Raw genomic sequence first — 21,836 nt, forward strand, 5'->3', positions numbered from 1 at the left:
GGCTTGCTCGCGAAAGCGGTGTGTCATTCAACGTTGATGTTGACTGATACGACGCTTTCGCGAGCAAGCCCGCTCCCACAGTGTTTTTCCCACAACTGTTTACAGCGAGTGATAAGTCGGCAGCGCAAACCGTTGCTGGCTCTGCAGCATGGAAATCTGCGGCAGTTCACTGGCTTGTTCGGCGAGGTCGCGGCGAATCGCGCTGATCACCCACGTCAGTTGGTCGCCATTGTGCAATTGCTGGTAGGAAATCGAGCGCTTGAACACTTTGCCTTCACCGCCGTTCAGGGTCAGCAGGATCCCACCGTCAGGACGGGCCTGGGTGGTGACTTCGAAGTTGGAGAACAGGGACGAAAATTTTTCCTGAATCAGGTTCATGTCTTTCAGCTCCGTTGGCTCTTGAATGGCAAGCATACGGAGAGGGTTGCAGTGATTGTGCCAGCCTCGGTTACTTATAAATAACCTTATAAAACAACAAGTTGGTATCTGTGATGATTTTTGCTTTCGTGCATTCTGCATGAATGGTCATCGTGCATCCTGCATTTTGCGAGGTCGCTCGGCGATTCGATGGAACCATTGCGTGTGCGGGGGTTCACGATTGGCCTTGTATCAATCGCAGATCAAGATCCCAGATCAAGATCGCGGATCAAGATCGCAGATACAAAACATTTCAAAAACCGCGTGTACAGCTCAAGAACCGTTGACGTATTTTCGGGCTCAGTCATCGCAGCCCGACAATAAAAAGATCGAACGGGAGCATCATGAGCCGTACGTCGAACGACACGATTACCTGGAGCATGATGCTCCGCAAGCTGCCTTCCATCGCCAAGGCCATCCCCCGGGTGGTGAAAGGCATGAAGGCCGCCAACGTCAAGGACCCGACCCAAGCGTGTGGTTTGGGCTGGAGTTTCGAGCAAGCCACGTTGCGCAACCCGGATGGCCCGGCGCTGTTGCAAGGCGACGTAACGCTCAGTTACTCCGAGGTCAACCAATGGGCCAATCGCATCGCCCATCACCTGATCGGCCAAGGCATCGGCAAGGGTGATGTGGTGGCGGTCTTCATCGAGAACCGCCCGGAACTGCTGGTGACGATTCTGGCGGTGGCCAAGGTCGGCGCGATCAGTGCGCTGCTCAATACCTCGCAGACCCGCGATACCCTGGTGCACAGTGTGAATCTGGTGGCGCCGGTGGCGATCATTGTCGGTGAGGAGTTGGTCCCGGCATACCTGGCGGTGCGTGATCGGGTGTCGATCAAGGCTGACCGAACCTGGTTCGTCGCCGATCAGGACACCTCTCGCCAACCGGGTATCGCGCCTGAAGGTTTCATCAACCTGATGACCGCCAGTCTCGACGACGCCAGCGACAACCCGGTCAGCAGCCGGCAGGTTTTCTTCGACGATCCCTGTTTTTATATCTACACCTCGGGCACCACGGGGCTGCCCAAGGCTGGCGTGTTCAAGCACGGACGCTGGATGCGCAGCTCGGCGAGCTTCGGCATGATCGCCCTGGACATGCGCCCCGACGATGTCGTCTATTGCACCCTGCCGCTGTACCACGCCACGGGCCTTTGCGTGTGCTGGGGGTCGGCCGTCAGTGGTGCCAGCGGGTTCGCCATCCGCCGCAAATTCAGCGCCAGTCAGTTCTGGAACGACGCGCGCAAGTACCGGGCGACCACCATCGGTTATGTCGGCGAACTGTGCCGCTACCTGGTCGATCAACCGCCCAGCGCCGACGACAGCCGGCACGATGTGAAGAAAATGATCGGCAACGGCTTGCGTCCCGGCGCCTGGAACGAGTTCAAGACCCGCTTTGTGGTGAATCACATCTGCGAGCTGTACGCCGCCAGCGACGGCAATATCGGTTTCACCAACATTCTCAATTTCGACAACACCATCGGTTTTTCCCTGATGTCCTGGGAGCTGGTCGCGTACGACCATGACAGCGGCGCGCCGATTCGTCAGGCCAATGGCCTGATGCGCAAGGTAGCCAAGGGCGAGCAGGGCTTGTTGCTGGCAAAAATCGACGACAAGGCACCACTGGACGGCTACACCGATCCGCAGAAAACCGCCAAGGTCGTGCTTGAGGATGTGTTCGAAAAGGGTGACCGCTACTTCAACACCGGCGACCTGTTGCGCAACATCGGCTTTGGGCATGCACAGTTTGTCGACCGCCTGGGCGATACCTACCGCTGGAAGGGCGAAAACGTCTCGACCACCGAGGTCGAAAACATCCTCCTGCAACACCCGCTTATTTCCGAAGCCGTGGCCTATGGCGTGGAAATCCGCAACACCAATGGCCGGGCCGGGATGGCGGCGATTACCCCGGCCGAATCCCTGGCGACCCTGGACTTCAGTGAGCTGCTGGCCTTCGCCCGCGAGCAAATGCCGGCCTATGCGGTGCCGCTGTTCCTGCGGGTGAAAGTGAAAATGGAAACCACCGGGACGTTCAAATATCAGAAGACCCGACTCAAGGACGAGGCCTTCGACCCGGGTAAAACCGGAGATGATCCGATCTATGCCTGGCTGCCGGGGACGCAGACTTACGTGCAGGTCACGGAACAGTTGTTGTCCGACATTCACGGCGGCAAGTATCGCTATTGAATCTGGCTATGGCGGCCCATGAGAAAAAACAAGTGACAGTGCCTGGGGCGCTCGGGAAACTGTCGGCTTTTACGAATGACAGAAAAGAGAGTGCCGAATGTCAGACAAAAGCCGCCAGATGACCCCCGAAGAAGCCGCCGAATTCACCGAACAGGTATTCAACAAGGCACGGGAGGGCGATGCGGCGATGATGGCCGCGCTGCTGACCAAGGGTTTGCCGCCGAACCTGCGTAACCACAAGGGCGATACCTTGCTGATGCTGGCCGCGTATCACGGTCATGTGGACACGGTAAAAGTCCTGCTGGAGCACAAGGCCGACCCGGAGATCCGCAACGACAACGGCCAGAGCCCGATTGCCGGCGCCGCCTTCAAGGGCGATCTTACGGTGATTAAGGCCTTGGTCGACGGCGGCGCCCAGGTTGAAGGCTCGTCCTTCGATGGCCGCACGGCGCTGATGATGGCAGCGATGTTCAACCGCGTCGAAGTGGTCGATTACCTGATCAGCAAGGGCGCCGACCCGAAAGCCAAGGACGCCAATGGCATCACTGCCCTGGAGGCGGCGAAGACCATGGGGGCTTCCGATACGGTTGCTCAGCTGGAAAAACTGCTGGGCTGACGTTGAACCCTGTGGCGAGGGGGCTTTTGTGGCGAGGGATTGCATCGCCACAGGTCCGCATTTCACTCATTAATGCGCTATCCTTCGCGGCCTCAAAATTCACCTCGCTACAGGATCCTCCCCATGAAAGCCGCACTCGTCGAACTCATCAGCAAAATCAGCTCCGGGTGCATGGGCGAAGACGAAATCCTCAAGGTCGCGGGCGAAGCGGCCCAGGCCTACGCCGATCCCGAGGCTTTCCTGACCGCCAATCCGGACATCAACTACGACGAAACCTTCCCGATCCCGCTGGGTGAGTGGGTGGTGGTCGGCAGCCTGCCGGAAACGGTGCTGTTCCAGGCTGACACCTACATGGACCTGTTCGCGCAGATCGTCGCCTCGTTCGGCCCGGGGGTGGAGTTCAATCTCAAGCCCAAGCAACTGGCCAAGACCGAAGCCCTGACCGCGCTCAACCGCATCCAGGTGCAGATGAGCAGCATGAACAAGGAAAACGGTGGCTACACGCTGATGAATTTCAGCCAGTTGCTCGATGACGAGCTGCAGGTGGTCCTGGTCTACGGCAATGACGTGCCACGGGTGCTGGAATTGTGCGCAGAAGTCGGCATCGCAGCCGCGCCATCCCTGGAAGCCCTGAAAGTGGCGATCCACGTCTGATAGCAAAATACTGTCAATAAAAGGGAACCCTTGCGACGACCGTCTATCCTGAGGGGGCATATCACTCTTTGGGAGCGTCACCATGGGTTCCACGTTCAACAGCCTGGTTGCCTTGATCATTTTTGTCCTGGACATCTGGGCCATCATCAACGTGTTCAAAAGTAGCGCCGAGACCGGGATGAAAATCCTCTGGGTATTGTTGATCGCGCTGTTGCCGGTGCTGGGACTGATCATCTGGGCCATCGCCGGGCCGCGGGGCAACGTCAAGTTCTGACGGTTTTCCCCCAGACAACACCGACCCTGTGGGAGCGGCGGTGCGGCGATCCGACTTGCTCGCGAAGAACGATTACGCGGTTCGCCGACAGACCGAGTTGCCTGCTTCGCGAGCAAGCCCGCTCCCACAGGATTGGGGCCAGTCGAACAAGTGAGGTTCGACCTGTCATGTTCCGCGACGTAGAATGCGCGCCTTTCCCGGTCAATCGAGACGCTCGATTGGCCATCATGGGCGGGTAACCGTCCGTTGCCACCCGCATTCATCGGAGCACTTCCCATGAGCAATACCCCGACCAGCGACTACCTGGAAACCCTCTACGAAGGCTACGGCCAGCGTTTTCGCATGGAAAAACTGCTGCACGAAGTGCGCACCGAACACCAGCACCTGGTGATCTTCGAGAACCCGCGCATGGGCCGGGTAATGGCGCTGGACGGCGTGATCCAGACCACCGAAGCCGACGAATTCATCTACCACGAAATGCTCACCCACGTGCCGATCCTGGCGCACGGTGCTGCCAAACGCGTGCTGATCATCGGCGGCGGTGATGGCGGCATGTTGCGTGAAGTGGCCAAGCACCGCAGTGTCGAGCACATCACCATGGTCGAGATCGACGGCACCGTGGTCGACATGTGCAAGGAATTCCTGCCGAACCACTCCAAGGGCGCGTTCGATGATCCACGCCTGAGCCTGGTGATCGACGACGGCATGCGTTTCGTCGCCACCACCACTGAAAAATTCGACGTGATCATTTCCGATTCCACCGACCCGATCGGGCCGGGCGAAGTGCTGTTCTCGGAAAACTTCTACCAGGCCTGCCACCGCTGCCTGAACGAAGGCGGCATCCTGGTGACCCAGAACGGCACGCCGTTCATGCAGATCGAAGAAGTGAAGACCACCGCCGGTCGCCTGCGCAGCCTGTTCCCGGACTGGCACTTCTACCAGGCCGCCGTGCCGACCTACATCGGCGGTTCGATGACCTTCGCCTGGGGCGCCACCAATACCGCTTATCGCAAGTTGTCCCGCGAAACCCTGCAACAGCGCTTCACGGGCAGCGGCATCGTCACCCGCTACTACAATCCTGAAATCCACATCGGCGCCTTCGCCTTGCCTCAGTACGTATTGCAGGCGGTGAACAAGCCAAGCAACGACTAATGGGTTGAAACACAAAAACTGTGGGAGCGAGCTTGCTCGCGAAAGCGGTGTATCAGTCAGCAATTCTGTCAACTGACACACCCTCTTCGCGAGCAAGTCGGATCGCCGCACCGCCGCCCCCACATTGAATTGCAGCGGAACAAGGCGGAACAATTAGCCAGCTAACAAGGTCGAGATAGAGGTAAGCCCATCCCCGGGTTTTATCGAGGAGGCACCAATGCAAAAGTGGAAAGTCACTTTCGTGGATGATCATGGCGAAACCATCGACGAAGTCTTTGAGTGCACCGAGCGCCCGGACTACGAGCGTGCCGCCAAGCTCATCAAGGCCCGGCTTCTTCCTGTTGCCGCCGAACTGGATCTGAACGATCTGGAAGGGCGGACCGCCGATGCGTGCGTCAAAGAGCTCAAGTCCCAGAACAGCATTCAAATCCTCGGCATTACTCCAGTCTGAGCAACACCTCTCGCATTCACATCCAGGCCTTGGCAGAGGCTCTATCTTGAGGCTACTCTGCAAGCGAGATCAGCGAACGGATCGCTAAGGTCTGGTCTTGTCAGCTCCATGCTTGTTTCCCGCCGGCACATCGGTTGCCGTCGCTCGCGCTGTTCGGTTGCGGGTGAGGGAGTACGGAAAGTCTATCCATCGTTTTGAGGAGGACGTTTCATGAGCACAGCCTATCAAGAAGACATCAGCAGCAGCGTTCTGCGCCGCATGAAAGAAGGCGGTTTTGACTTTTCACGGTTTCATCCCATCGAGTTCTACGCCATTTTCCCGGACGAGGAGCGGGCACGCAGGGCGGCAGGTCATTTCCACCGTGGTGAATCCCTGAATGCGCAAGTCAGTGTGCGCGACGATGGCGCCTGGGCGCTGGAGTTGTGCAAGGTCATGTATGCCACCTACGACGACATCGGCGATTTCGAACAAGGTTTCGAAGCAGTGGTCGAGCCGTTGGGCGGCATCATCGAAGGCTGGGGTGTGAAACAGGAGGTACGAGGGCGACTCGCATAACCTTATGAACAGTGACAACCAGCAATGACGGCTGACCTTCGGGTTGGCCGTTTTCATTTTCGGTCATTGAACTTCGGTAAAAAAAAGCCGCCTGGGCAGACGGCTAAAAGGGAAGTTCGGTGAGCTTTTCAGCGAATGCATGGATTATCCGCAGCCATTGCCAGGCAGTGAAATCAACTCTGACTATGCTGGTGATAGGCGATCACAGCGCCTTGCAATGAAGCGGGGGCAATCAGGTTGGGGCATTTGTCGCACAGGATTGGTGCGGTGTGTGCGTCTTGATTATCCAACCGATTGAAATCTAAGCGTTTATGCCGATGGCACGGGCCTTGCGAAGGTCTGGACGTCCGAGTGACAAGGAGTACGGCATGATCCGCACCTATTTTGATGAGATGTACGATGCCGGCGGCCAGGTCCGCCCGCATTATCGGGAGTTTGCCCGTTGGCTGGCCGAGACGCCTGACGAGCTTCTGGCACAACGGCGACGCGAGGCCGATCTGTTGTTTCATCGCGCCGGGATTACTTTCACGCTCTACGGTGATGAGCAAGGGACAGAGCGCCTGATTCCCTTCGACACCATCCCCCGCAGTATCCCCGCCAGCGAATGGCGGATAGTCGAGCGCGGCTGCATCCAGCGGGTCAAGGCGTTGAACATGTTCCTCGCCGACCTTTACCACGAGCAGCGCATCATCAGGGCCGGCATCATTCCGGCCGAGCAGGTGCTGGCCAACGAGCAGTACCAGTTGGCGATGCAGGGCCTGGATCTGCACCGCGATATCTATTCGCACATCTCCGGCGTCGACCTGGTGCGCGACGGCGACGGCACCTACTACGTGCTCGAAGACAACCTGCGTACACCGAGCGGCGTCAGCTACATGCTCGAAGACCGCAAGATGATGATGCGCCTGTTCCCCGAGTTGTTCGCGGCACAACGCATTGCCCCCATCGACCACTACCCGAACCTGCTGCTCGACACCCTGAAAAGCTCAAGCCCGATCGATAACCCGAGCGTGGTGGTGCTGACGCCGGGGCGCTTCAACAGCGCGTTCTTTGAACACGCGTTCCTGGCGCGGGAAATGGGCGTGGAGCTGGTGGAGGGCGCGGACCTGTTCGTGCGTGACGACAAGGTCTACATGCGCACCACCGACGGGCCGAAAGCGGTCGACGTGATTTATCGTCGCCTAGACGACGCCTTCCTCGATCCCCTGGCCTTCAACCCGGAATCGATGCTCGGTGTGCCGGGGCTGCTGTCGTCCTACCGTTCCGGCAACGTGGTGCTGGCCAATGCCATCGGCACGGGGGTGGCGGACGACAAATCGGTGTATCCGTTCGTTACCGACATGATCCGTTTCTATCTCGATGAAGAGCCGATCCTGAAGAACGTGCCGACCTGGCAATGCCGTAACCCGTCTGAGCTTTCCCACGTGCTGGCCAATCTTCCAGAACTGGTGGTCAAGGAAACCCAAGGCTCCGGCGGGTACGGAATGCTGGTGGGGCCGGCAGCGACGGCGGCGGAAATCGAAGCGTTCCGCGCGCGGATCATCGCCAAGCCCCATGCGTATATCGCGCAACCGACGTTGTCGCTGTCGACCTGTCCGACCTTTGTCGAAAACGGCATTGCGCCACGCCACATCGACTTGCGGCCGTTTGTTCTGTCGGGTCGTGAAACCCGGGTCGTGCCCGGCGGCTTGACCCGCGTCGCCCTGCGCGAAGGCTCCCTGGTGGTCAATTCCTCCCAGGGCGGCGGAACCAAGGACACCTGGGTGGTCGAGGATTAAAGGAAGCCTGTCATGTTAAGTAGAACTGCCTCGGATTTGTATTGGATGTCGCGTTACCTGGAGCGGGCGGAAAACCTCGCACGGATGCTCGACATCAGCTATTCGCTGTCGCTGATGCCGCAAGACGGTCGCGGCGACGGTTTGCACGAACTGGCCATGCCGCTGTTGATCACCGGCACCCTGGACGATTACCTGGAGCGCCATGGCGAACTGCATGCCGAACGGCTGCTGCATTTCTTCGCCCTGGATGCGGCCAACCCGGCGAGCATCTACAGCTGCCTCGGTGCCGCACGGGCCAGCGCCCATGCGGTGCGTGGGCGCATCACCGCCGACATGTGGGAAAACATCAACGCCACCTGGCTGGAAATTCGCGGCATCGCCGAACAGGGCCTCAGTCGCTACGGCATGAGCCGTTTCTGCGAGTGGATCAAGGAACGTTCCCATCTGTTCCGGGGCGCGTCCTACGGCACCATCATGCGTAACGATGCGTTTCGCTTCATTCGTCTGGGGACCTTTATCGAACGGGCGGACAACACCTTGCGCCTGCTCGATGCCCGCTACGAAATGGCCGGCGATCAGGCCGAAGCGGTCAGCGATGGCACCGCTCACGCGTATTACCAATGGAGCGCATTGTTGCGGGCGTTGTCGTCGTTCGAGGCCTACACGGAAATCTACCGCGACGCCCCCGGCGCCCGGCATGTCGCCGAATTGCTGTTGCTGCGGGCCGATGTACCGCGATCCCTGCGCGCCTGCACCGAAGAAATCGACCTGATCCTCGCGCAATTGCCGGGGGCCAATGGTCGTCCCGCACAACGCCTGGCGGCAGAAATGGACGCACGCCTGCGCTACACCGGCATCCATGAAATTCTCGAAGAAGGCCTGCACGCCTGGCTCACCGAGTTCATCCCGCTGGTGCGCCAGTTGGGTAACGCGATTCACAGTTCTTATCTGGAGGCCGCATGAGACTTTCCATTAGCCACGAGACCACCTATCACTACGAAGACAAGGTGCGGGCGAGCATCCAGTATCTGCGCCTGACTCCCCACGACAGCGAGCGCCAGCACGTGCTCAGTTGGCAGCTCGACTTGCCGCGTCCGGTGCGGGCGCAGCTCGATCCGTTCGGCAACATCCTGCATGTGCTGACCATGGACGAGCCCCACGAGGCGATCATCATCGGCGCCCGCGGCCAGGTCGATATCGACGAATGGCGTGAGGCCGAACACGAGAGCCAGTCGGCATTGCCGTTTCTGCGCTTCACCCGTTTGACCGAAGCCGACGCCGCCCTGCGGGCGTTCGCCGAGAAGGAATGCAAGCAACGCCGCGATCGCACGGCGCTGATCGATCTGATGCATGGCCTCAACCAGCATATGACCTACACGCCGGGATCCACGGAAGTGGACACCAGCGCGGCCCAGGCCTTTGCCGGACGCTCTGGCGTGTGTCAGGACCACACCCACGCGTTTCTCGCCTGCACCCGCAGCCTGGGCATTCCAGCGCGTTATGTGTCGGGCTACCTGTACAGCGAGAACAGCGAACATCTGGCCAGTCACGCCTGGGCGGAAGCCTGGCTGGACGATGCCTGGTACAGCTTCGACGTGACCAATGAACTGGCCCGGCCGGAACGCCATCTGAAACTGGCGGTGGGCCTGGATTACCTGGATGCCTGTCCGGTGCGCGGGATGCGCCGGGGTGGCGGGTGTGAGCAGATGCACGCCAAGGTGCTGGTTTCACCGACGCCGGCGCCGGTGATTTCGGTGCAACAGCAGTAAAATCGGGGATACCGCTTCGCGAGCAAGCCCGCTCCCACATTTGATCTGCGGCATGCGCACAATTCGCGGTGCACAGCAATTCCAATGTGGGAGCGGGCTTGCTCGCGAAGAGGCCGGTCCATGCAGCGCAAGACTTAGGGCTTCACCTTGCGCCCAACCATATGCTGCAAATACCCCACCAGCATCTGCAGGTCCCCATCCGGCAACACCTCGGCCGAGAACCCTGGCATCTTCGCCTGCGGCCACTGACGCAAACTCTGTGGATCGCGAATGTAACGCTTGAGGAAGTCCGCGCCGAAGTACTCGGTCGGGTTGTACGGAATATTCAGGTCCGGCCCGAACTGCGCGTCCCCGGCGCCATTGAGTCGGTGGCAGGCCAGGCAATTCTTCTGGAACAACGCCAAACCCTTGTTCACCGGATCATCAGCCTTCAACGCCGGATCGGGCAGCAGGGCAGGGAAGCGATCGGCTACGGGCGCCAGGCGTTTGATGCTCGCCACCTGGAACGGCCATTGTTCGGGGCTGATATTGCCGGCCTGCGGATTGCTCCAGACCAGATAGAACGGCCCGGCGCCTGGCTTGCCTTCCGATAGCGGTGGCCAGGGTTTGGCCGGATCTTCAATCGCCAGCCACGCCTGTGCCCCTTGGGTATTGAGCAACGGCGCCGCGGTCATTTCGGCGGCAAAACCATCCAGGGCCACGGCTTGCAGGTGGTCCTCAGGCTTGATGCCGGTCAGCAGCGCGGACAGCGGCACGGCGCGGTAACTCATGTCCCGCTTGTAGGAAACGTCGTTGCTGATGTCGATGGTTTGAACCTGAGGATGCTTGAGCAATTGCTCGGTCTGCCAGGTGCGATTGTTCGCGCCCAGCTCCAGGTTCAGCTGTGCGGCATACAGGGGCGAGCCGAACAGCATGGCCCCGAGCAGAATGAGCATTTTCAAGTGATCGCCGTCCATGTCGTGCAAGTGCCGCAAAGATTGGCACAGCCACGCTGGCCCGGGTAGCGGGCCAGTCACATTTTGAGAGTGGCAATTCAAAAACTGTGACGCCGTATCTTTTAGACGCGACTAGCCGATGACCTTGGTCAGGTTCGGCAATATCAACAACAGCGTGGTGGCGAAAAGGATGAGCCCGGCTTGACGTACTTTCGATTGTTTGAACATGGCTTGACCGCCTTTTTTGTTATTTCCTGATGCCTGCCCGCATAGCTCCATGATGGCAGCGCGTTGCACTTCCTGTAGTGACGAGTGCCTCGGCAAAACCCGACGACAACTTCGTACAAGTTCACCTTAGAGCCCGCGTTAAGCTTGGCTTAGATCCATTTCGTATGGAGATCTTACGATTTGCTTTAAAAAAGGCATGAGGCCTATTGCCAGCTTCTTTGGCGCCCGTTGGCTAGACAGCTTGGTGTCCTGAACGGTAGCTGACTACCGTCCGTCTGAGCGTGAGCGTCAACGTCTGTGAGCGCTGCGGTCATTGAATCAAACGCGGCTCGGGCCAAGAGTGGGCACTCGGTATTTACCCACCTGCACTGCGGTTCGAGGATGTCATGACCCAAGCATTGATTTTCGACGCGTTACGCACGCCCCGTGGCAAAGGCAAGGCCGATGGCGCCTTGCACAGCGTCAAACCGGTGAACCTGGTTGCCGGTTTGCTCACCGCGCTGCAACAGCGCACGGCGCTGGACACCAGCCAGGTCGATGATGTGGTGCTCGGCTGCGTGACACCGATTGGCGATCAAGGTTCCGACATCGCCAAGACCGCCGCTCAGGTGGCCGATTGGGATGTCAGCGTGGCGGGAGTACAGATCAACCGGTTCTGTGCTTCGGGGCTGGAGGCCGTGAACCTCGGCGCGATGAAAGTGCGTTCCGGTTTCGAAGACCTGGTGGTAGTCGGTGGTGTCGAGTCGATGTCCCGGGTGCCGATGGGCAGCGATGGCGGGGCCTGGGCGCTGGACCCGGCGACCAACCTGCACAGTCAATTCACGCCACAGGGTGTGGGTGCCGACCTGATCGCCACCCTTGAAGGCTTCAGCCGTCAGGACGTCGATGCCTATGCGCTGCACTCCCAGCAAAAGGCTGCGAGGGCGCGAGCCGACGGTTCGTTCAACAAGTCGCTGGTGCCGGTGCAGGACCAGAACGGCATCATCCTGCTCAATCACGATGAGTTCATCCGTGCCGATTCGACCCTGGAAGGCCTGGGCAAGCTCAAGCCGAGTTTTGAGATGATGGGGCAGATGGGCTTCGATGCCACCGCGCTGCGGGTCTACAGCCATGTCGAGCGGATCAACCATGTGCACACCCCCGGCAACAGTTCCGGGATAGTCGATGGCGCGGCGCTGATGCTCATCGGCTCCGAAGCCAAGGGCCGGGCACTGGGCTTGCAACCACGGGCGCGGATTGTCGCCACGGCAGTCACCAGCACCGATCCGACCATCATGCTCACCGGCCCCGCGCCGGCGACCCGCAAGGCGCTGGCCAAGGCCGGGCTGCGGGTCGAAGACATCGATCTGTTCGAGGTCAACGAGGCGTTCGCGTCGGTGGTGTTGAAATTCATCAAGGACATGGCCGTCGATCCGGACAAGGTCAATGTCAACGGCGGCTCAATCGCCATGGGCCACCCGCTGGGCGCCACCGGTTGCGCCATTCTCGGCACGCTGCTCGATGAACTGGAGGCCCGACGCCTGCGTTATGGCCTCGCGACCCTGTGTGTCGGCGGCGGCATGGGCATTGCCACCATCATCGAACGCCTCTGAGCCCGGACTTCAAGGAACCCCGTTATGAACGAAGCCATTCGTTACGAAAAAGGCCAGGACCAGATCGTCGTCCTGACCATCGACATGCCCGGCCAGAGCGCCAACACCATGAACGCGGTGTACCGCGAAGCCATGGCTGACTGCGTTGCGCGCCTGGTGGCCGACAAGGACAGCATCGCCGGTGTGATCATCACCTCGGCCAAGAAGACTTTCTTCGCGGGCGGCGACCTCAATGAACTGATCAAGGTCGACAAACCCCAGGCCAAGGCCTTCTACGACATGGTGCTGAGCCTCAAGGGCCAGTTGCGCACCCTGGAAACCCTCGGTAAGCCAGTGGTCGCGGCGATCAATGGCGCTGCATTGGGCGGCGGCTGGGAAATCTGCCTGGCCTGCCATCACCGTGTGGCGCTGGACAACCCGTCGGTGCAACTCGGCCTGCCGGAAGTCACCCTCGGCCTGCTGCCGGGCGGCGGAGGCGTGGTGCGCATGGTGCGCATGCTCGGCCTGGAAAAAGCCCTGCCTTATTTGCTTGAAGGCAAGAAGGTGCGGCCACAACAGGCGTTGCAGGCAGGATTGATCGACGCGCTGGCGAGCGATCACGAAGACCTGTTGGCCAAGGCGCGGGCGTGGATTCTGGCCAATCCGGCGGCGGTGCAGCGCTGGGACGTGAAGGGCTACCAGATACCGGGCGGCACACCGTCTAACCCGAAAGTTGCGCAGATGCTGGCGATTGCACCGTCGATCCTGCGCAGCAAAACCCAGGGCACGATGCCCGCGCCGGAGAAAATCCTCTGCGCGGCGGTCGAAGGCGCCCAAGTGGATTTCGATACGGCGCACCTGATCGAAACCCGCTACTTCACTGAACTGACCACCGGCCAGGTCTCGAAAAACCTGATCGGCACGTTCTGGTTCCAGCTCAACGAAATCAATGCCGGCGGCTCGCGGCCTCAAGGTTTTTCGCCTTATGTCACCCGCAAGGTCGGCGTGCTCGGCGCCGGGATGATGGGCGCCGGTATCGCGTTTGTCAGCGCGTCGGCGGGTATCGAGGTGGTGCTCAAGGACATCAGCCTTGCGGCAGCGGAGAAGGGCAAGGCGCATTCGGCAGCGCTGCTGGACAAGAAAGTCGCTCGCGGACAAATGAGCATCGAGCAACGCGACACCGTTCTGTCACGCATTCAAACCAGCGAAAGCGATGCCGACCTGGCCGGTTGCGACCTGATCATCGAGGCCGTGTTCGAGGATCGGGATTTGAAGGCCAAAGTCTCATTGGCGGCGCAGAAGGTTGTCGGCACGGACGCGGTGATCGCCTCCAACACCTCGACCTTGCCAATCAGCGGCCTGGCGTGCGCCGTGCCCGATCAGAGCAAGTTCATCGGCCTGCATTTTTTCAGCCCCGTGGAAAAAATGCCGCTGGTGGAAATCATCAAGGGCGCCAACACAAGCGACGAAACCCTGGCCCGCGGCTTCGATTACGTCCTGCAAATCAGGAAAACCCCGATTGTGGTCAACGACAGCCGCGGTTTCTTCACGTCGCGGGTGTTCGGCACCTTCACCAACGAAGGCATCGCCATGCTGGGCGAAGGCGTGAGCGCGGCGATGATCGAGACTGAAGCGCGCAAGGCCGGCATGCCGGTAGGACCGCTGGCGATCTCTGACGAAGTGTCCCTCAGCCTGATGAACCATATCCGTCTGCAAACCGCCAAGGACCTGCAAGCAGAAGGCAAACCGCTGACAGAACACCCGGCATTTACCGTGATTGACTTGCTGCTCAATGAGTTCAAGCGTCCGGGCAAGGCTGCCGGTGGAGGTTTCTACGAGTATCCGGCGGGGGGCCAGAAACACCTGTGGCCTGAGTTGAAAACCCGCTTCGAGAAAGCCGACGGGCAGATCTCGCCGAAGGACGTGCGTGATCGCCTGCTGTTCGTGCAAGCCATCGAAACCGTGCGCTGTGTGGAGGAGGGCGTGTTGACCTCGACGGCGGATGCCAACGTTGGCTCGATCTTCGGCATCGGTTTCGCCGCCTGGACCGGCGGTGCACTGCAGTTCATCAACCAGTACGGCGTGCAGGACTTTGTGGCCCGCGCCCAGTATCTGGCCAAGCAGTATGGCGAGCGGTTCGCGCCACCCGCCTTGCTGCTGGAAAAAGCAGCCAAAGGGGAGGCGTTCTAAGGGAGAGATGATGCATTTCGGGGCTTGCCTTGTCACAGCGTTTCAAGGCAGGCTCTGGGGTGTGCATTATTCCCATCACGTGTCAGGTATTTTTTATGTCGTTACGCATCTGCATTCTGGAAACCGACCACCTGCGTCCGGAATTGGTTGACCAATATCAGGGCTACGGGCAGATGTTCAAACACCTGTTTTCGCAGCAACCGATTGCCGCCGAGTTCACCGTCTACAACGTGGTGCAGGGTGAATACCCAAGCGACAACCTGACGTTCGACGCCTACCTGGTGACGGGCAGCAAGGCCGATTCCTTCGGCACCGACCCGTGGATCGAAACCCTCAAGACCTATCTGCTGACCCGCTACGAGCGCGGCGACAAGTTGCTGGGCGTTTGCTTCGGCCATCAGTTGCTGGCACTGCTGCTCGGTGGCAAGAGCGAGCGTGCGACCCAGGGCTGGGGCGTCGGCACCCACAACTACAAATTGGCCGCCAAGGCGCCCTGGATGAACCCGGTGCGCGAAGAACTGACGTTGCTGATCAGTCACCAGGATCAGGTCACGTCGCTGCCGGAGAACGCCACGGTCATCGCTTCCAGCGATTTCTGCCCCTATGCCGCCTACCACATCAACGATCAGGTGCTGTGCTTCCAGGGGCATCCGGAATTCATCCACGACTACTCCCGTGCTCTGCTTGAGATTCGCCAGCAGGCACTGGGTGAGCAGGTCTACTCCAAAGGTATCGCGAGCCTGGAACAGGAACACCACGGCACTACGGTGGCCGAGTGGATGATGCGGTTTGTGGCGCACAAGCCAGCAGCCAAAGCGGTTTAAAAGCTAGAAGCTTCGCGAGCAAGTCGGATCGCCGCACCGCCGCTCCCACATTGAAATGCAATCAACATGTGGGAGCGGGCTTGCTCGCGAATGGGGCAACCGGTTTTCACTGTGGGTACACGTCCTACAGCCAACCGGACTTCTTGAAACTCGCCCACAACCCCACACATCCCACCGTAATAAACCCCAGCACTCCGAAATACCCGTAGTGCCAGCTCAACTCCGGCATGTTCTGGAAGTTCATCCCGTAAATTCCCGCCACTGCCGTCGGGAAGGCCAGGATCGCCGCCCAGGCCGCAAACTTGCGTTGCACCACGCTCTGGCGTGAGGCCTCCAACAGTACCCCGACCTCAATCGTCTGGCTGGCAATATCCGCCAGCGTCGTCAGGTCTTCCATCTGCCGCGTTACATGAATCTGCACATCGCGAAAGTACGGGCGCATGTTCTTGTCGATGAACGGGAAGCTCAGCCTCTGCAATTCCTCTCCTATCTCGATCATTGGGGCCACGTAACGACGCAAGCGCAAAACATCACGACGCAGGCCATGCAGTTTCTGGATGTCGTAGTCATTCAACGAGCCACATAACACATTGCCCTCCAGCTCATCGATTTCCGCGTGAATGGCTTCGCCCATCGGCTGGTAGTTTTCGATCACGAAATCGAGGATGGCATAGAGTACGAAATCTTCCCCGTGCTCAAGCAATAGCGGACGCGCCTCACAGCGTTGTCGGACAAGGGCGTAGGACGCGGAATGACCGTTGCGCGCAGTAATGATGTAGCCATTGCCGGCAAAGATATGCGTCTCGATGAACTTGAGTTTGCCTTCATCCCGGATGGGCGAATACGTCACGATGAACAGCGCATCGCCGAAGGTTTCCAGCTTTGGTCGGCTGTGCTTTTCCAGGGCGTCTTCAATCGCCAGTTCGTGCAGGTTGAACTGGCGTTGCAGGTTGTAGAGTTCCTCGGCGTTCGGCTCCTCAAGGCCGATCCAGACAAAGTGCCCGGGCTTGGCAGCCCAGGCAGCGCCTTCGTCGAGGGTGATATTGGTGACTCTCTTACCAGCGCTATAAACCGCAGCAGCAACAACTCTACCCATGATGGTGGTTCACTTCTTTTGGCAGCTTTCAATTGGCAACAAATGCAATGGCAGTGTGGATCAGCTTAGCCTCGCAGTGTTTGAGAGTCAGTTAAATCTGCCGAGTTCTGGGCAAAGACGCGCAGGCAAAAGAAAACCCGCACCAGGCGGGTTTAGTTTTTCAGGCGGCTTGCAGTTGCCGGTCCATTGATTCGATGCATTCACGCATCTGCTCGCGGCACTGGGCGATCAACATGGGCAAGTCGTCCAGGCTCAATCCGGCGGTGGGAATCGCCGGCAACGAACGAATCAGAATTTTCCCACTGCGCCAGCGGTTCAATCGCATGTGTTTGACGTAACTGCTGACACACACCGGCACGATAGGCACCCCGGCGGCAATGGCCATCTGAAAGGCGCCTTTCTTGAAGGGCAGCAAGTCCTCGCCCAGGTTGCGTGTACCTTCCGGAAAAACCCAGATCGAGGTGTCTTTGTTTTGCAGGGTGTGGGTGGTGGTCAACATCGACTTTCGCGCCTTTTGCGCATTGCCACGGTCGATCAGCACATTGCCGGCCAGCCAGAACAACTGCCCGAACAGCGGTACCCACTTCAGGCTCTTTTTGCCGATGCACACGGTACGACGGGGCACCACGTTGCCAAACACAAACAGGTCATAGTTGGACTGGTGATTGGCGATGATCACGCAGCTGTCGGGTTTATCCATCAACGGCCCGACTTCGGCCTTCACTCGCAAACGCAAAATGCACATGGCCGGCCATGCGTACAGGCGTGCGCACAGGCGGCTGTTGTCCGGATTGAATGGCCGGCACAGGCCGAGAATCACCCCCAGCACACCCGCCACGATAAAGTGCAGGCCCATCAATGACATACGGAACACAAACAGCATTTACAGGCCCCACCGGGACAAAAGGTGGCGCAGTGTACGGATGTACACTGTTTTCGGCAATTGCTGCCAGGGAGGTGGGAGATGGCTGATGTTTGAGCTGATGTTTCCGACTAATGGGTCAGATGCGGTCTAGAGCGATTACAGACGTTTAACACAGACATGTATGAAAAAGCCCGACACGACGGTCGGGCTTTTCGTTGCAGCAGATCCGGGCTTAGCCCAAATGTTCCTGATCCTGGATGATCGCGTTGTCCAGGGCCTCCAGCAGCGCTTTGCGTACTTTCAGTTTGGTGTTCTTGTGCGCGGTCATGTTGATCTTCTTCAACTGACGAGCCGCCGCCAGTGCCGCGCCTTGCAGTTCTTCAGGCGAGACCACGACATCAAGGAAACCGGCCGCCACGGCGCCTTGTGGATTGAACATCTCGCCGTTGACCACCGAACGCTGCAACGCCACTTTGTTCAAGCGGTCACGGGCAATCTCGATACCCGCGTGGTGCATGGTCATGCCGATCTGCACTTCGTTCAGGCCAATGCTGAACGCACCGTCTACGCCGATGCGATAGTCGGCCGACAACAGCAGGAACGCGCCCTTGGCCACCGCGTGTCCCGGGCACGCGACGATCACCGGGAAGGGGTGCGACAGCAGGCGGCGGGCCAGGGTCGAACCGGAGGTCACCAGTGCCACGGCTTCTCTAGGGCCGGCCGTCATCACCTTCAGGTCATAACCACCAGAGAGAATGCCCGGCTGGCCGGTAATGATCACCACCGCACGATCAGTCACGGCCTGATCCAGCGCAGCGTTGAACGCGGCAATTACATCCGGGGAGATGGCATTGACCTTGCCATTGCTCAAGGTCAGGGTCGCGATACCGTCTTCGAGATGGTAGGAAATCAACTCACTCATGACGCTATTCCTTTCAATAAAGTTGGGCAGACGTTACCCACCGCCGCAGGCCAGGTAAAGCGCCGTGACTGACCCGCCAGTCACCCTTTACCCGCCCGCCACGTGTAGCCCGCCGTGCCTGCCGCGCATTCCCCTCTATATAGAGGCGGGCACGAAGCCGGAGATTGGCCGGTTTGCCATGGCCCGGAGCGACCGCAAACGCTGAACCGCGTTAACCGCATGAAAATTCTGAAAAAAATGTTTGCCATCGGAAATGCTTTCGACTACATTAGCGCGCCTCGACAGACAGAACTTGTTTGAAGAGATACGGTGAAGTGTCCGAGTGGCTTAAGGAGCACGCCTGGAAAGTGTGTATACAGGAAACTGTATCGAGAGTTCGAATCTCTCCTTCACCGCCACATTTAAACGTTAGAGCCCCGATTATTCGGGGCTTTTTCGTTTCTGCGGTTCTGAAAAAATTCAGCCCATACTTTGGCCTATACCCTGGACGGCTCAGTGCTTTGCGGCCAAAGGCTGATTTTCAACAGTTTCTAAGCGGTGTCCATCATTCGACGCACTGTAATTCAGTGATGATCCCCGCATCGCGAAAGCCCAAGGCATAGCCCTCTGCACGACTGGTTGATTCCAACACCAGGTGCATGAGGCTGCCTTCGATGATCTTGAGAGTGGAGTATCAGGCGGATCACCGGTAGCGATCCGCGAGAATGCTTACTCTGGCATTGTCCAGGATTGTAGCTTGTAGCCCTCCTGGCTCAACTCGGCGCGCACCTCTTCCAGCAGGCTTTCCAGCTGCGCCGGGTCGGAATAGGCACTGGTTGGAACCTGTTTGCGACAAATATGAGTGTTGGCCCGGTCCATGACGGTCAGGCTCAGTTCGCCATTACCGTCTTGCGGAGCCCAGGCGACGCATTGAAAAGGTTCGAATGCGTGGCCGGCAATCAAAAGTGCTTCGTTGATGCGCAACGGAGTGCTCATGGGTCGTCTCTCCTTGTACCCAAACAAATGATGTGCCGTCGGTTGGGCTTGCCGGTCGGCTAATTATTAGTAGGGGGACGGGTCACAAGTAGTAATAAGTATGTTTAAACAGTATTTCATTCACAGAAATTAACCCGCGATTGTGAAAGTTGAATGGACGGTAGTAATTCATTAGGGAAACTCTGGAAATGACTCCAGATTCGGTGAAATTGTTGGCGCTGATTGAAAACTCACACACTCTGCCGATTGAAATTTGAGCCAAGGCTGATTGCTGATTTCGCAGCAGCAAATTCGAATAAACTTAGTAGCGTGCCGATCACATGGGCCGCGAAAGACCTGCTGCATGCAGTCATGCAGCAAGGCATTTCCACAACAACTGTCAAAATGGCTCGTCTTCCTCCGTACCAACCTCGTCCTTGCGCTTACGTTTGCGTGATTTGATTTTCGTCTGTGCAATCAAGCTGCTGGGTTGCAGGCGGTACGACTCGTTGCCCGTATCCGATCAATCCTGCTTCGGCACAACCCACAATATCTCGACGCTGCCGTCATCCAGGACGATGAGCGTCACGTACTGGAAATTGTTGCGCTCTGGCCCATAGCAGTTTTTCATTGCTTTACATAACTGCCTGGCGCCGGCTCCAGAGGCGGGAATTTGTCATTCCCTATGTGCGCAACCGCTGGTTGGCGCTCGCCGGAGTGTCCCGCCAGCCAGTTGAACCAATCATTCCACCAGCTACCGGGTTGCTGCTCAGCATTCTTGAACCAGGTCTCCGGGTTTTTCGTGACCCGATTATTGGTCCAGTAATGGCGCTTCTGCTTGGCCGGTGGATTGATGACGCCTGCGATATGCCCTGAAGCTCCTAATACAAAACGCTTGGCCCCGGAGAGCAGGTTGGTGCTGGCGTAGGCGCTTTTCCAGGGCACGATGTGATCGTCATGGGTGGCGAGGATGTAAGCGGGAGCGTCAATTGCACGCAAATCAAGCTTGACCCCACAGCACTCCAGCTCGCCAGATTTCAAATCGTTCTGCAGATAGGTGTGGCGCAGATACCAGCAGTACATCGGCCCCGGAAGGTTGGTGCTGTCGTTGTTCCAGAACAGCAGATCAAGCGGGATCGGCTTCTGCCCCTTGAGGTATTTGTCGACGTTGTAGTTCCACCACAGTTCGTTGGGGCGCAGTAGGGAAAAGGTATTGCCCATGTCCTCACCACGAAACAGACCGATGGGACCCTTCATGCCGCCGATGGTGCGTTCTCGATAGGCCACCAGTTCTTCGTCGACGAATATGTCGATGGGGCCGGTATCCAGGTAGTCAAGGAACGTGGTGAACAGGCTCACGCTGGCGATCTCCCTGTCGCCGCGTGCAGCAAGTACTGCCAGCGCCGTGCTCAGCAGGGTGCCGCCGATGCAGAAGCCCACGCAATTGAGTCGCTGCTCGCCACTGATATTGCGGGTCACCTGCAGGGCGTCGATTACCCCGTGCTCAATCAGGTCATCCCAGGTGGTGCCAGCGTGTTCCTCGTCAAAGTTGCGCCAGGACATCAGGAATACGGGATGTCCCTGTTCCAGCAGGTGGCGGACCATCGAGTTGTCCGGGCGCAGATCAAGGATGTAGTACTTGTTGATCGACGGAGGTACGACGAATACCGGGTGTCGGTACTGGGTTTCGCTTTGCGGGTAGTACTGAATTAGCTGGAATAGGTGATTCTCAAAGACGATTTCGCCGGGGGTGTTGGCCAGATCGACGCCAACCTTGAAGGCGTCGCTATCACACTGGCGCATTTTGCCTTCGTTCATGTCGCTGACCAGATGCTGCATACCTGTGAGCAGGCTGGCACCTTGAGTCTCAACCACACGCTGGAGCGCGTCAGGGTTACTGACCAGGAAATTGCTTGGCGCACTGGCGGCAATGGCTTGCTCCACCAGATAGCGCAGGCGTTGGCGCGGTTTTTTTTCGTCGATCAGCAGCTTGTCGAGCAGTTTCAGGAGAAAGCTTGCGTTGAGCAGGTAAAACGCAGCGAGGGAGCCGAACAGTGGCTCGCTCCAGTTGCCGCTGGAGAAGCGTCGATCATCGAAGCTGAAGGGTTGGCCGGTCAGCAGTTTTTGGCCGAGTTGGCCCCATTGAACCTGGTAGTCCGCTTGAAGGCTGTCCAGGGTTTCGCGAGGCAGCTCGAACCAGGCGCCGTGCTCATGCCCGGAAAACCACGGATTAGTGCTGACCCATAGACGTAATTGTTGCACTGCAAAGGAAGCGATGAACGGAACCTGGCCTGACCAATAGGTTTTGAATGTATGCGCGTTGTTGTCCATAAAGTTCCTTGCCCATACAGATGAGCCGGGCAGAAAAAAACCGCGCTTTGCCGGACTCCGGCGTAGCGACG

The 21,836-nt window shown here is 58.7% G+C and carries 20 protein-coding genes, 1 tRNA gene and 1 pseudogene; 14 read left to right on the forward strand and 8 right to left on the reverse strand.

The features are described from left to right. Positions 1 to 99 precede the first annotated feature (99 nt). Positions 100 to 378, reverse strand: a complete 279-nt coding sequence (locus KGB28_RS18855) for a DUF3509 domain-containing protein (RefSeq protein ID WP_150724607.1) — start codon at positions 376 to 378, stop codon at positions 100 to 102. 383 nt (positions 379 to 761) lie between these two features. Here KGB28_RS18855 and KGB28_RS18860 point away from each other — a divergent pair, with 383 nt between their 5' ends. The 10 genes from KGB28_RS18860 (at position 762) to KGB28_RS18905 (ending at position 9,849) form a co-directional block, all read left to right on the forward strand. After that, entirely contained in the window at positions 762 to 2,600 is a 1,839-nt protein-coding gene (locus KGB28_RS18860) for a long-chain-acyl-CoA synthetase (protein WP_223447020.1), read from the forward strand. Positions 2,601 to 2,697: 97 nt separating this feature from the next. Next, on the forward strand, positions 2,698 to 3,216 hold the full coding sequence (locus KGB28_RS18865) for an ankyrin repeat domain-containing protein (RefSeq protein ID WP_223447021.1): 519 nt from the start codon (positions 2,698 to 2,700) through the stop codon (positions 3,214 to 3,216). A gap of 123 nt (positions 3,217 to 3,339) precedes the next feature. After that, on the forward strand, positions 3,340 to 3,870 hold the full coding sequence (locus KGB28_RS18870) for a hypothetical protein (RefSeq protein ID WP_223447029.1): 531 nt from the start codon (positions 3,340 to 3,342) through the stop codon (positions 3,868 to 3,870). Between the two features lie 82 nt (positions 3,871 to 3,952). Beyond that, on the forward strand, positions 3,953 to 4,144 hold the full coding sequence (locus KGB28_RS18875) for a PLD nuclease N-terminal domain-containing protein (protein ID WP_085716868.1): 192 nt from the start codon (positions 3,953 to 3,955) through the stop codon (positions 4,142 to 4,144). A 276-nt stretch (positions 4,145 to 4,420) separates the two neighbouring features. After that, complete coding sequence (gene speE, locus KGB28_RS18880) at positions 4,421 to 5,296, forward strand: polyamine aminopropyltransferase (RefSeq protein WP_223447030.1); 876 nt, start codon at positions 4,421 to 4,423, stop codon at positions 5,294 to 5,296. A gap of 217 nt (positions 5,297 to 5,513) precedes the next feature. Continuing rightward, entirely contained in the window at positions 5,514 to 5,747 is a 234-nt protein-coding gene (locus KGB28_RS18885) for a hypothetical protein (RefSeq protein WP_223447031.1), read from the forward strand. Positions 5,748 to 5,957: 210 nt separating this feature from the next. Continuing rightward, positions 5,958 to 6,302, forward strand: coding sequence for a ribonuclease E inhibitor RraB (locus KGB28_RS18890; protein WP_108218961.1), 345 nt, complete (start codon positions 5,958 to 5,960; stop codon positions 6,300 to 6,302). 368 nt (positions 6,303 to 6,670) lie between these two features. Beyond that, a complete protein-coding gene (locus KGB28_RS18895) occupies positions 6,671 to 8,080 on the forward strand; it encodes a circularly permuted type 2 ATP-grasp protein (RefSeq protein WP_056721849.1) in 1,410 nt (469 codons plus the stop codon). A 12-nt stretch (positions 8,081 to 8,092) separates the two neighbouring features. Next, positions 8,093 to 9,043: an alpha-E domain-containing protein gene (locus KGB28_RS18900; protein ID WP_150724614.1), complete on the forward strand. Its 951-nt coding sequence runs from the start codon at positions 8,093 to 8,095 to the stop codon at positions 9,041 to 9,043. Next, on the forward strand, positions 9,040 to 9,849 hold the full coding sequence (locus tag KGB28_RS18905) for a transglutaminase domain-containing protein (protein ID WP_150758897.1): 810 nt from the start codon (positions 9,040 to 9,042) through the stop codon (positions 9,847 to 9,849). Before KGB28_RS18900 ends, KGB28_RS18905 begins: the two co-directional genes overlap by 4 nt. A 134-nt stretch (positions 9,850 to 9,983) precedes the next feature. Here KGB28_RS18905 and KGB28_RS18910 read toward each other — a convergent pair whose 3' ends face one another. After that, a complete protein-coding gene (locus KGB28_RS18910; RefSeq protein WP_223447032.1) occupies positions 9,984 to 10,805 on the reverse strand; it encodes a c-type cytochrome in 822 nt (273 codons plus the stop codon). A 593-nt stretch (positions 10,806 to 11,398) separates the two neighbouring features. Here KGB28_RS18910 and KGB28_RS18915 point away from each other — a divergent pair. From KGB28_RS18915 to KGB28_RS18925, 3 genes are all read left to right on the forward strand, one after another. After that, positions 11,399 to 12,604, forward strand: a complete 1,206-nt coding sequence (locus tag KGB28_RS18915; RefSeq protein ID WP_223447033.1) for an acetyl-CoA C-acetyltransferase — start codon at positions 11,399 to 11,401, stop codon at positions 12,602 to 12,604. Between the two features lie 24 nt (positions 12,605 to 12,628). Further along, the gene (locus tag KGB28_RS18920) at positions 12,629 to 14,773 is read left to right on the forward strand and encodes a 3-hydroxyacyl-CoA dehydrogenase NAD-binding domain-containing protein (protein ID WP_223447034.1); all 2,145 of its coding nucleotides are present in this window, start codon (positions 12,629 to 12,631) and stop codon (positions 14,771 to 14,773) included. A 95-nt stretch (positions 14,774 to 14,868) separates the two neighbouring features. Beyond that, complete coding sequence (locus tag KGB28_RS18925; RefSeq protein ID WP_223447035.1) at positions 14,869 to 15,597, forward strand: amidotransferase; 729 nt, start codon at positions 14,869 to 14,871, stop codon at positions 15,595 to 15,597. A gap of 124 nt (positions 15,598 to 15,721) precedes the next feature. Here KGB28_RS18925 and KGB28_RS18930 read toward each other — a convergent pair whose 3' ends face one another. The 3 genes from KGB28_RS18930 to KGB28_RS18940 form a co-directional block, all read right to left on the reverse strand. Continuing rightward, positions 15,722 to 16,693 (reverse strand): magnesium and cobalt transport protein CorA, encoded by a 972-nt coding sequence (locus KGB28_RS18930; protein ID WP_223447036.1) that lies wholly within the window; start codon positions 16,691 to 16,693, stop codon positions 15,722 to 15,724. A gap of 160 nt (positions 16,694 to 16,853) precedes the next feature. Continuing rightward, positions 16,854 to 17,576: a lysophospholipid acyltransferase family protein gene (locus tag KGB28_RS18935; protein ID WP_223447037.1), complete on the reverse strand. Its 723-nt coding sequence runs from the start codon at positions 17,574 to 17,576 to the stop codon at positions 16,854 to 16,856. 214 nt (positions 17,577 to 17,790) lie between these two features. Further along, the gene (locus KGB28_RS18940) at positions 17,791 to 18,480 is read right to left on the reverse strand and encodes a crotonase/enoyl-CoA hydratase family protein (RefSeq protein ID WP_223447038.1); all 690 of its coding nucleotides are present in this window, start codon (positions 18,478 to 18,480) and stop codon (positions 17,791 to 17,793) included. A 308-nt stretch (positions 18,481 to 18,788) separates the two neighbouring features. On the opposite strand from KGB28_RS18940, the gene KGB28_RS18945 reads away from it, so the two are divergent. Further along, positions 18,789 to 18,878: transfer RNA gene (locus KGB28_RS18945), tRNA-Ser, on the forward strand. A gap of 310 nt (positions 18,879 to 19,188) precedes the next feature. On the opposite strand, the gene KGB28_RS18950 is transcribed toward KGB28_RS18945, so the two are convergent. From KGB28_RS18950 to phaC, 3 genes and pseudogenes are all read right to left on the reverse strand, one after another. Beyond that, entirely contained in the window at positions 19,189 to 19,455 is a 267-nt protein-coding gene (locus KGB28_RS18950; RefSeq protein ID WP_223447039.1) for a hypothetical protein, read from the reverse strand. A 379-nt stretch (positions 19,456 to 19,834) separates the two neighbouring features. Beyond that, positions 19,835 to 19,954 (reverse strand): annotated as a pseudogene (locus KGB28_RS18955) (AAA family ATPase); the annotation flags it as partial. Positions 19,955 to 20,061: 107 nt separating this feature from the next. Then, a complete protein-coding gene (gene phaC / locus KGB28_RS18960) occupies positions 20,062 to 21,765 on the reverse strand; it encodes a class I poly(R)-hydroxyalkanoic acid synthase (protein ID WP_223447040.1) in 1,704 nt (567 codons plus the stop codon). Positions 21,766 to 21,836: the final 71 nt, after the last annotated feature.

Origin of the sequence: Pseudomonas sp. BF-R-19 (assembly GCF_019956445.1) — a bacterium.
GTDB classification, from domain to species: Bacteria; Pseudomonadota; Gammaproteobacteria; order Pseudomonadales; family Pseudomonadaceae; genus Aquipseudomonas; species Aquipseudomonas fluorescens_BH.

Excerpts from the sequence above, each read along its gene's own strand:
- KGB28_RS18915 (WP_223447033.1), top strand. The coding sequence starts at position 11,399 with ATGACCCAAGCATTGATTTTCGACGCGTTACGCACGCCCCGTGGCAAA.
- KGB28_RS18875 (WP_085716868.1), top strand. The coding sequence starts at position 3,953 with ATGGGTTCCACGTTCAACAGCCTGGTTGCCTTGATCATTTTTGTCCTG.
- KGB28_RS18895 (WP_056721849.1), top strand. The coding sequence starts at position 6,671 with ATGATCCGCACCTATTTTGATGAGATGTACGATGCCGGCGGCCAGGTC.
- KGB28_RS18920 (WP_223447034.1), top strand. The coding sequence starts at position 12,629 with ATGAACGAAGCCATTCGTTACGAAAAAGGCCAGGACCAGATCGTCGTC.
- KGB28_RS18885 (WP_223447031.1), top strand. The coding sequence starts at position 5,514 with ATGCAAAAGTGGAAAGTCACTTTCGTGGATGATCATGGCGAAACCATC.
- KGB28_RS18855 (WP_150724607.1), bottom strand. The coding sequence starts at position 378 with ATGAACCTGATTCAGGAAAAATTTTCGTCCCTGTTCTCCAACTTCGAA.
- KGB28_RS18865 (WP_223447021.1), top strand. The coding sequence starts at position 2,698 with ATGTCAGACAAAAGCCGCCAGATGACCCCCGAAGAAGCCGCCGAATTC.
- phaC (WP_223447040.1), bottom strand. The coding sequence starts at position 21,765 with ATGGACAACAACGCGCATACATTCAAAACCTATTGGTCAGGCCAGGTT.
- speE (WP_223447030.1), top strand. The coding sequence starts at position 4,421 with ATGAGCAATACCCCGACCAGCGACTACCTGGAAACCCTCTACGAAGGC.
- KGB28_RS18940 (WP_223447038.1), bottom strand. The coding sequence starts at position 18,480 with ATGAGTGAGTTGATTTCCTACCATCTCGAAGACGGTATCGCGACCCTG.
- KGB28_RS18905 (WP_150758897.1), top strand. The coding sequence starts at position 9,040 with ATGAGACTTTCCATTAGCCACGAGACCACCTATCACTACGAAGACAAG.
- KGB28_RS18870 (WP_223447029.1), top strand. The coding sequence starts at position 3,340 with ATGAAAGCCGCACTCGTCGAACTCATCAGCAAAATCAGCTCCGGGTGC.
- KGB28_RS18860 (WP_223447020.1), top strand. The coding sequence starts at position 762 with ATGAGCCGTACGTCGAACGACACGATTACCTGGAGCATGATGCTCCGC.
- KGB28_RS18930 (WP_223447036.1), bottom strand. The coding sequence starts at position 16,693 with ATGGGTAGAGTTGTTGCTGCTGCGGTTTATAGCGCTGGTAAGAGAGTC.
- KGB28_RS18900 (WP_150724614.1), top strand. The coding sequence starts at position 8,093 with ATGTTAAGTAGAACTGCCTCGGATTTGTATTGGATGTCGCGTTACCTG.
- KGB28_RS18950 (WP_223447039.1), bottom strand. The coding sequence starts at position 19,455 with ATGAGCACTCCGTTGCGCATCAACGAAGCACTTTTGATTGCCGGCCAC.
- KGB28_RS18925 (WP_223447035.1), top strand. The coding sequence starts at position 14,869 with ATGTCGTTACGCATCTGCATTCTGGAAACCGACCACCTGCGTCCGGAA.
- KGB28_RS18910 (WP_223447032.1), bottom strand. The coding sequence starts at position 10,805 with ATGGACGGCGATCACTTGAAAATGCTCATTCTGCTCGGGGCCATGCTG.
- KGB28_RS18890 (WP_108218961.1), top strand. The coding sequence starts at position 5,958 with ATGAGCACAGCCTATCAAGAAGACATCAGCAGCAGCGTTCTGCGCCGC.
- KGB28_RS18935 (WP_223447037.1), bottom strand. The coding sequence starts at position 17,576 with ATGCTGTTTGTGTTCCGTATGTCATTGATGGGCCTGCACTTTATCGTG.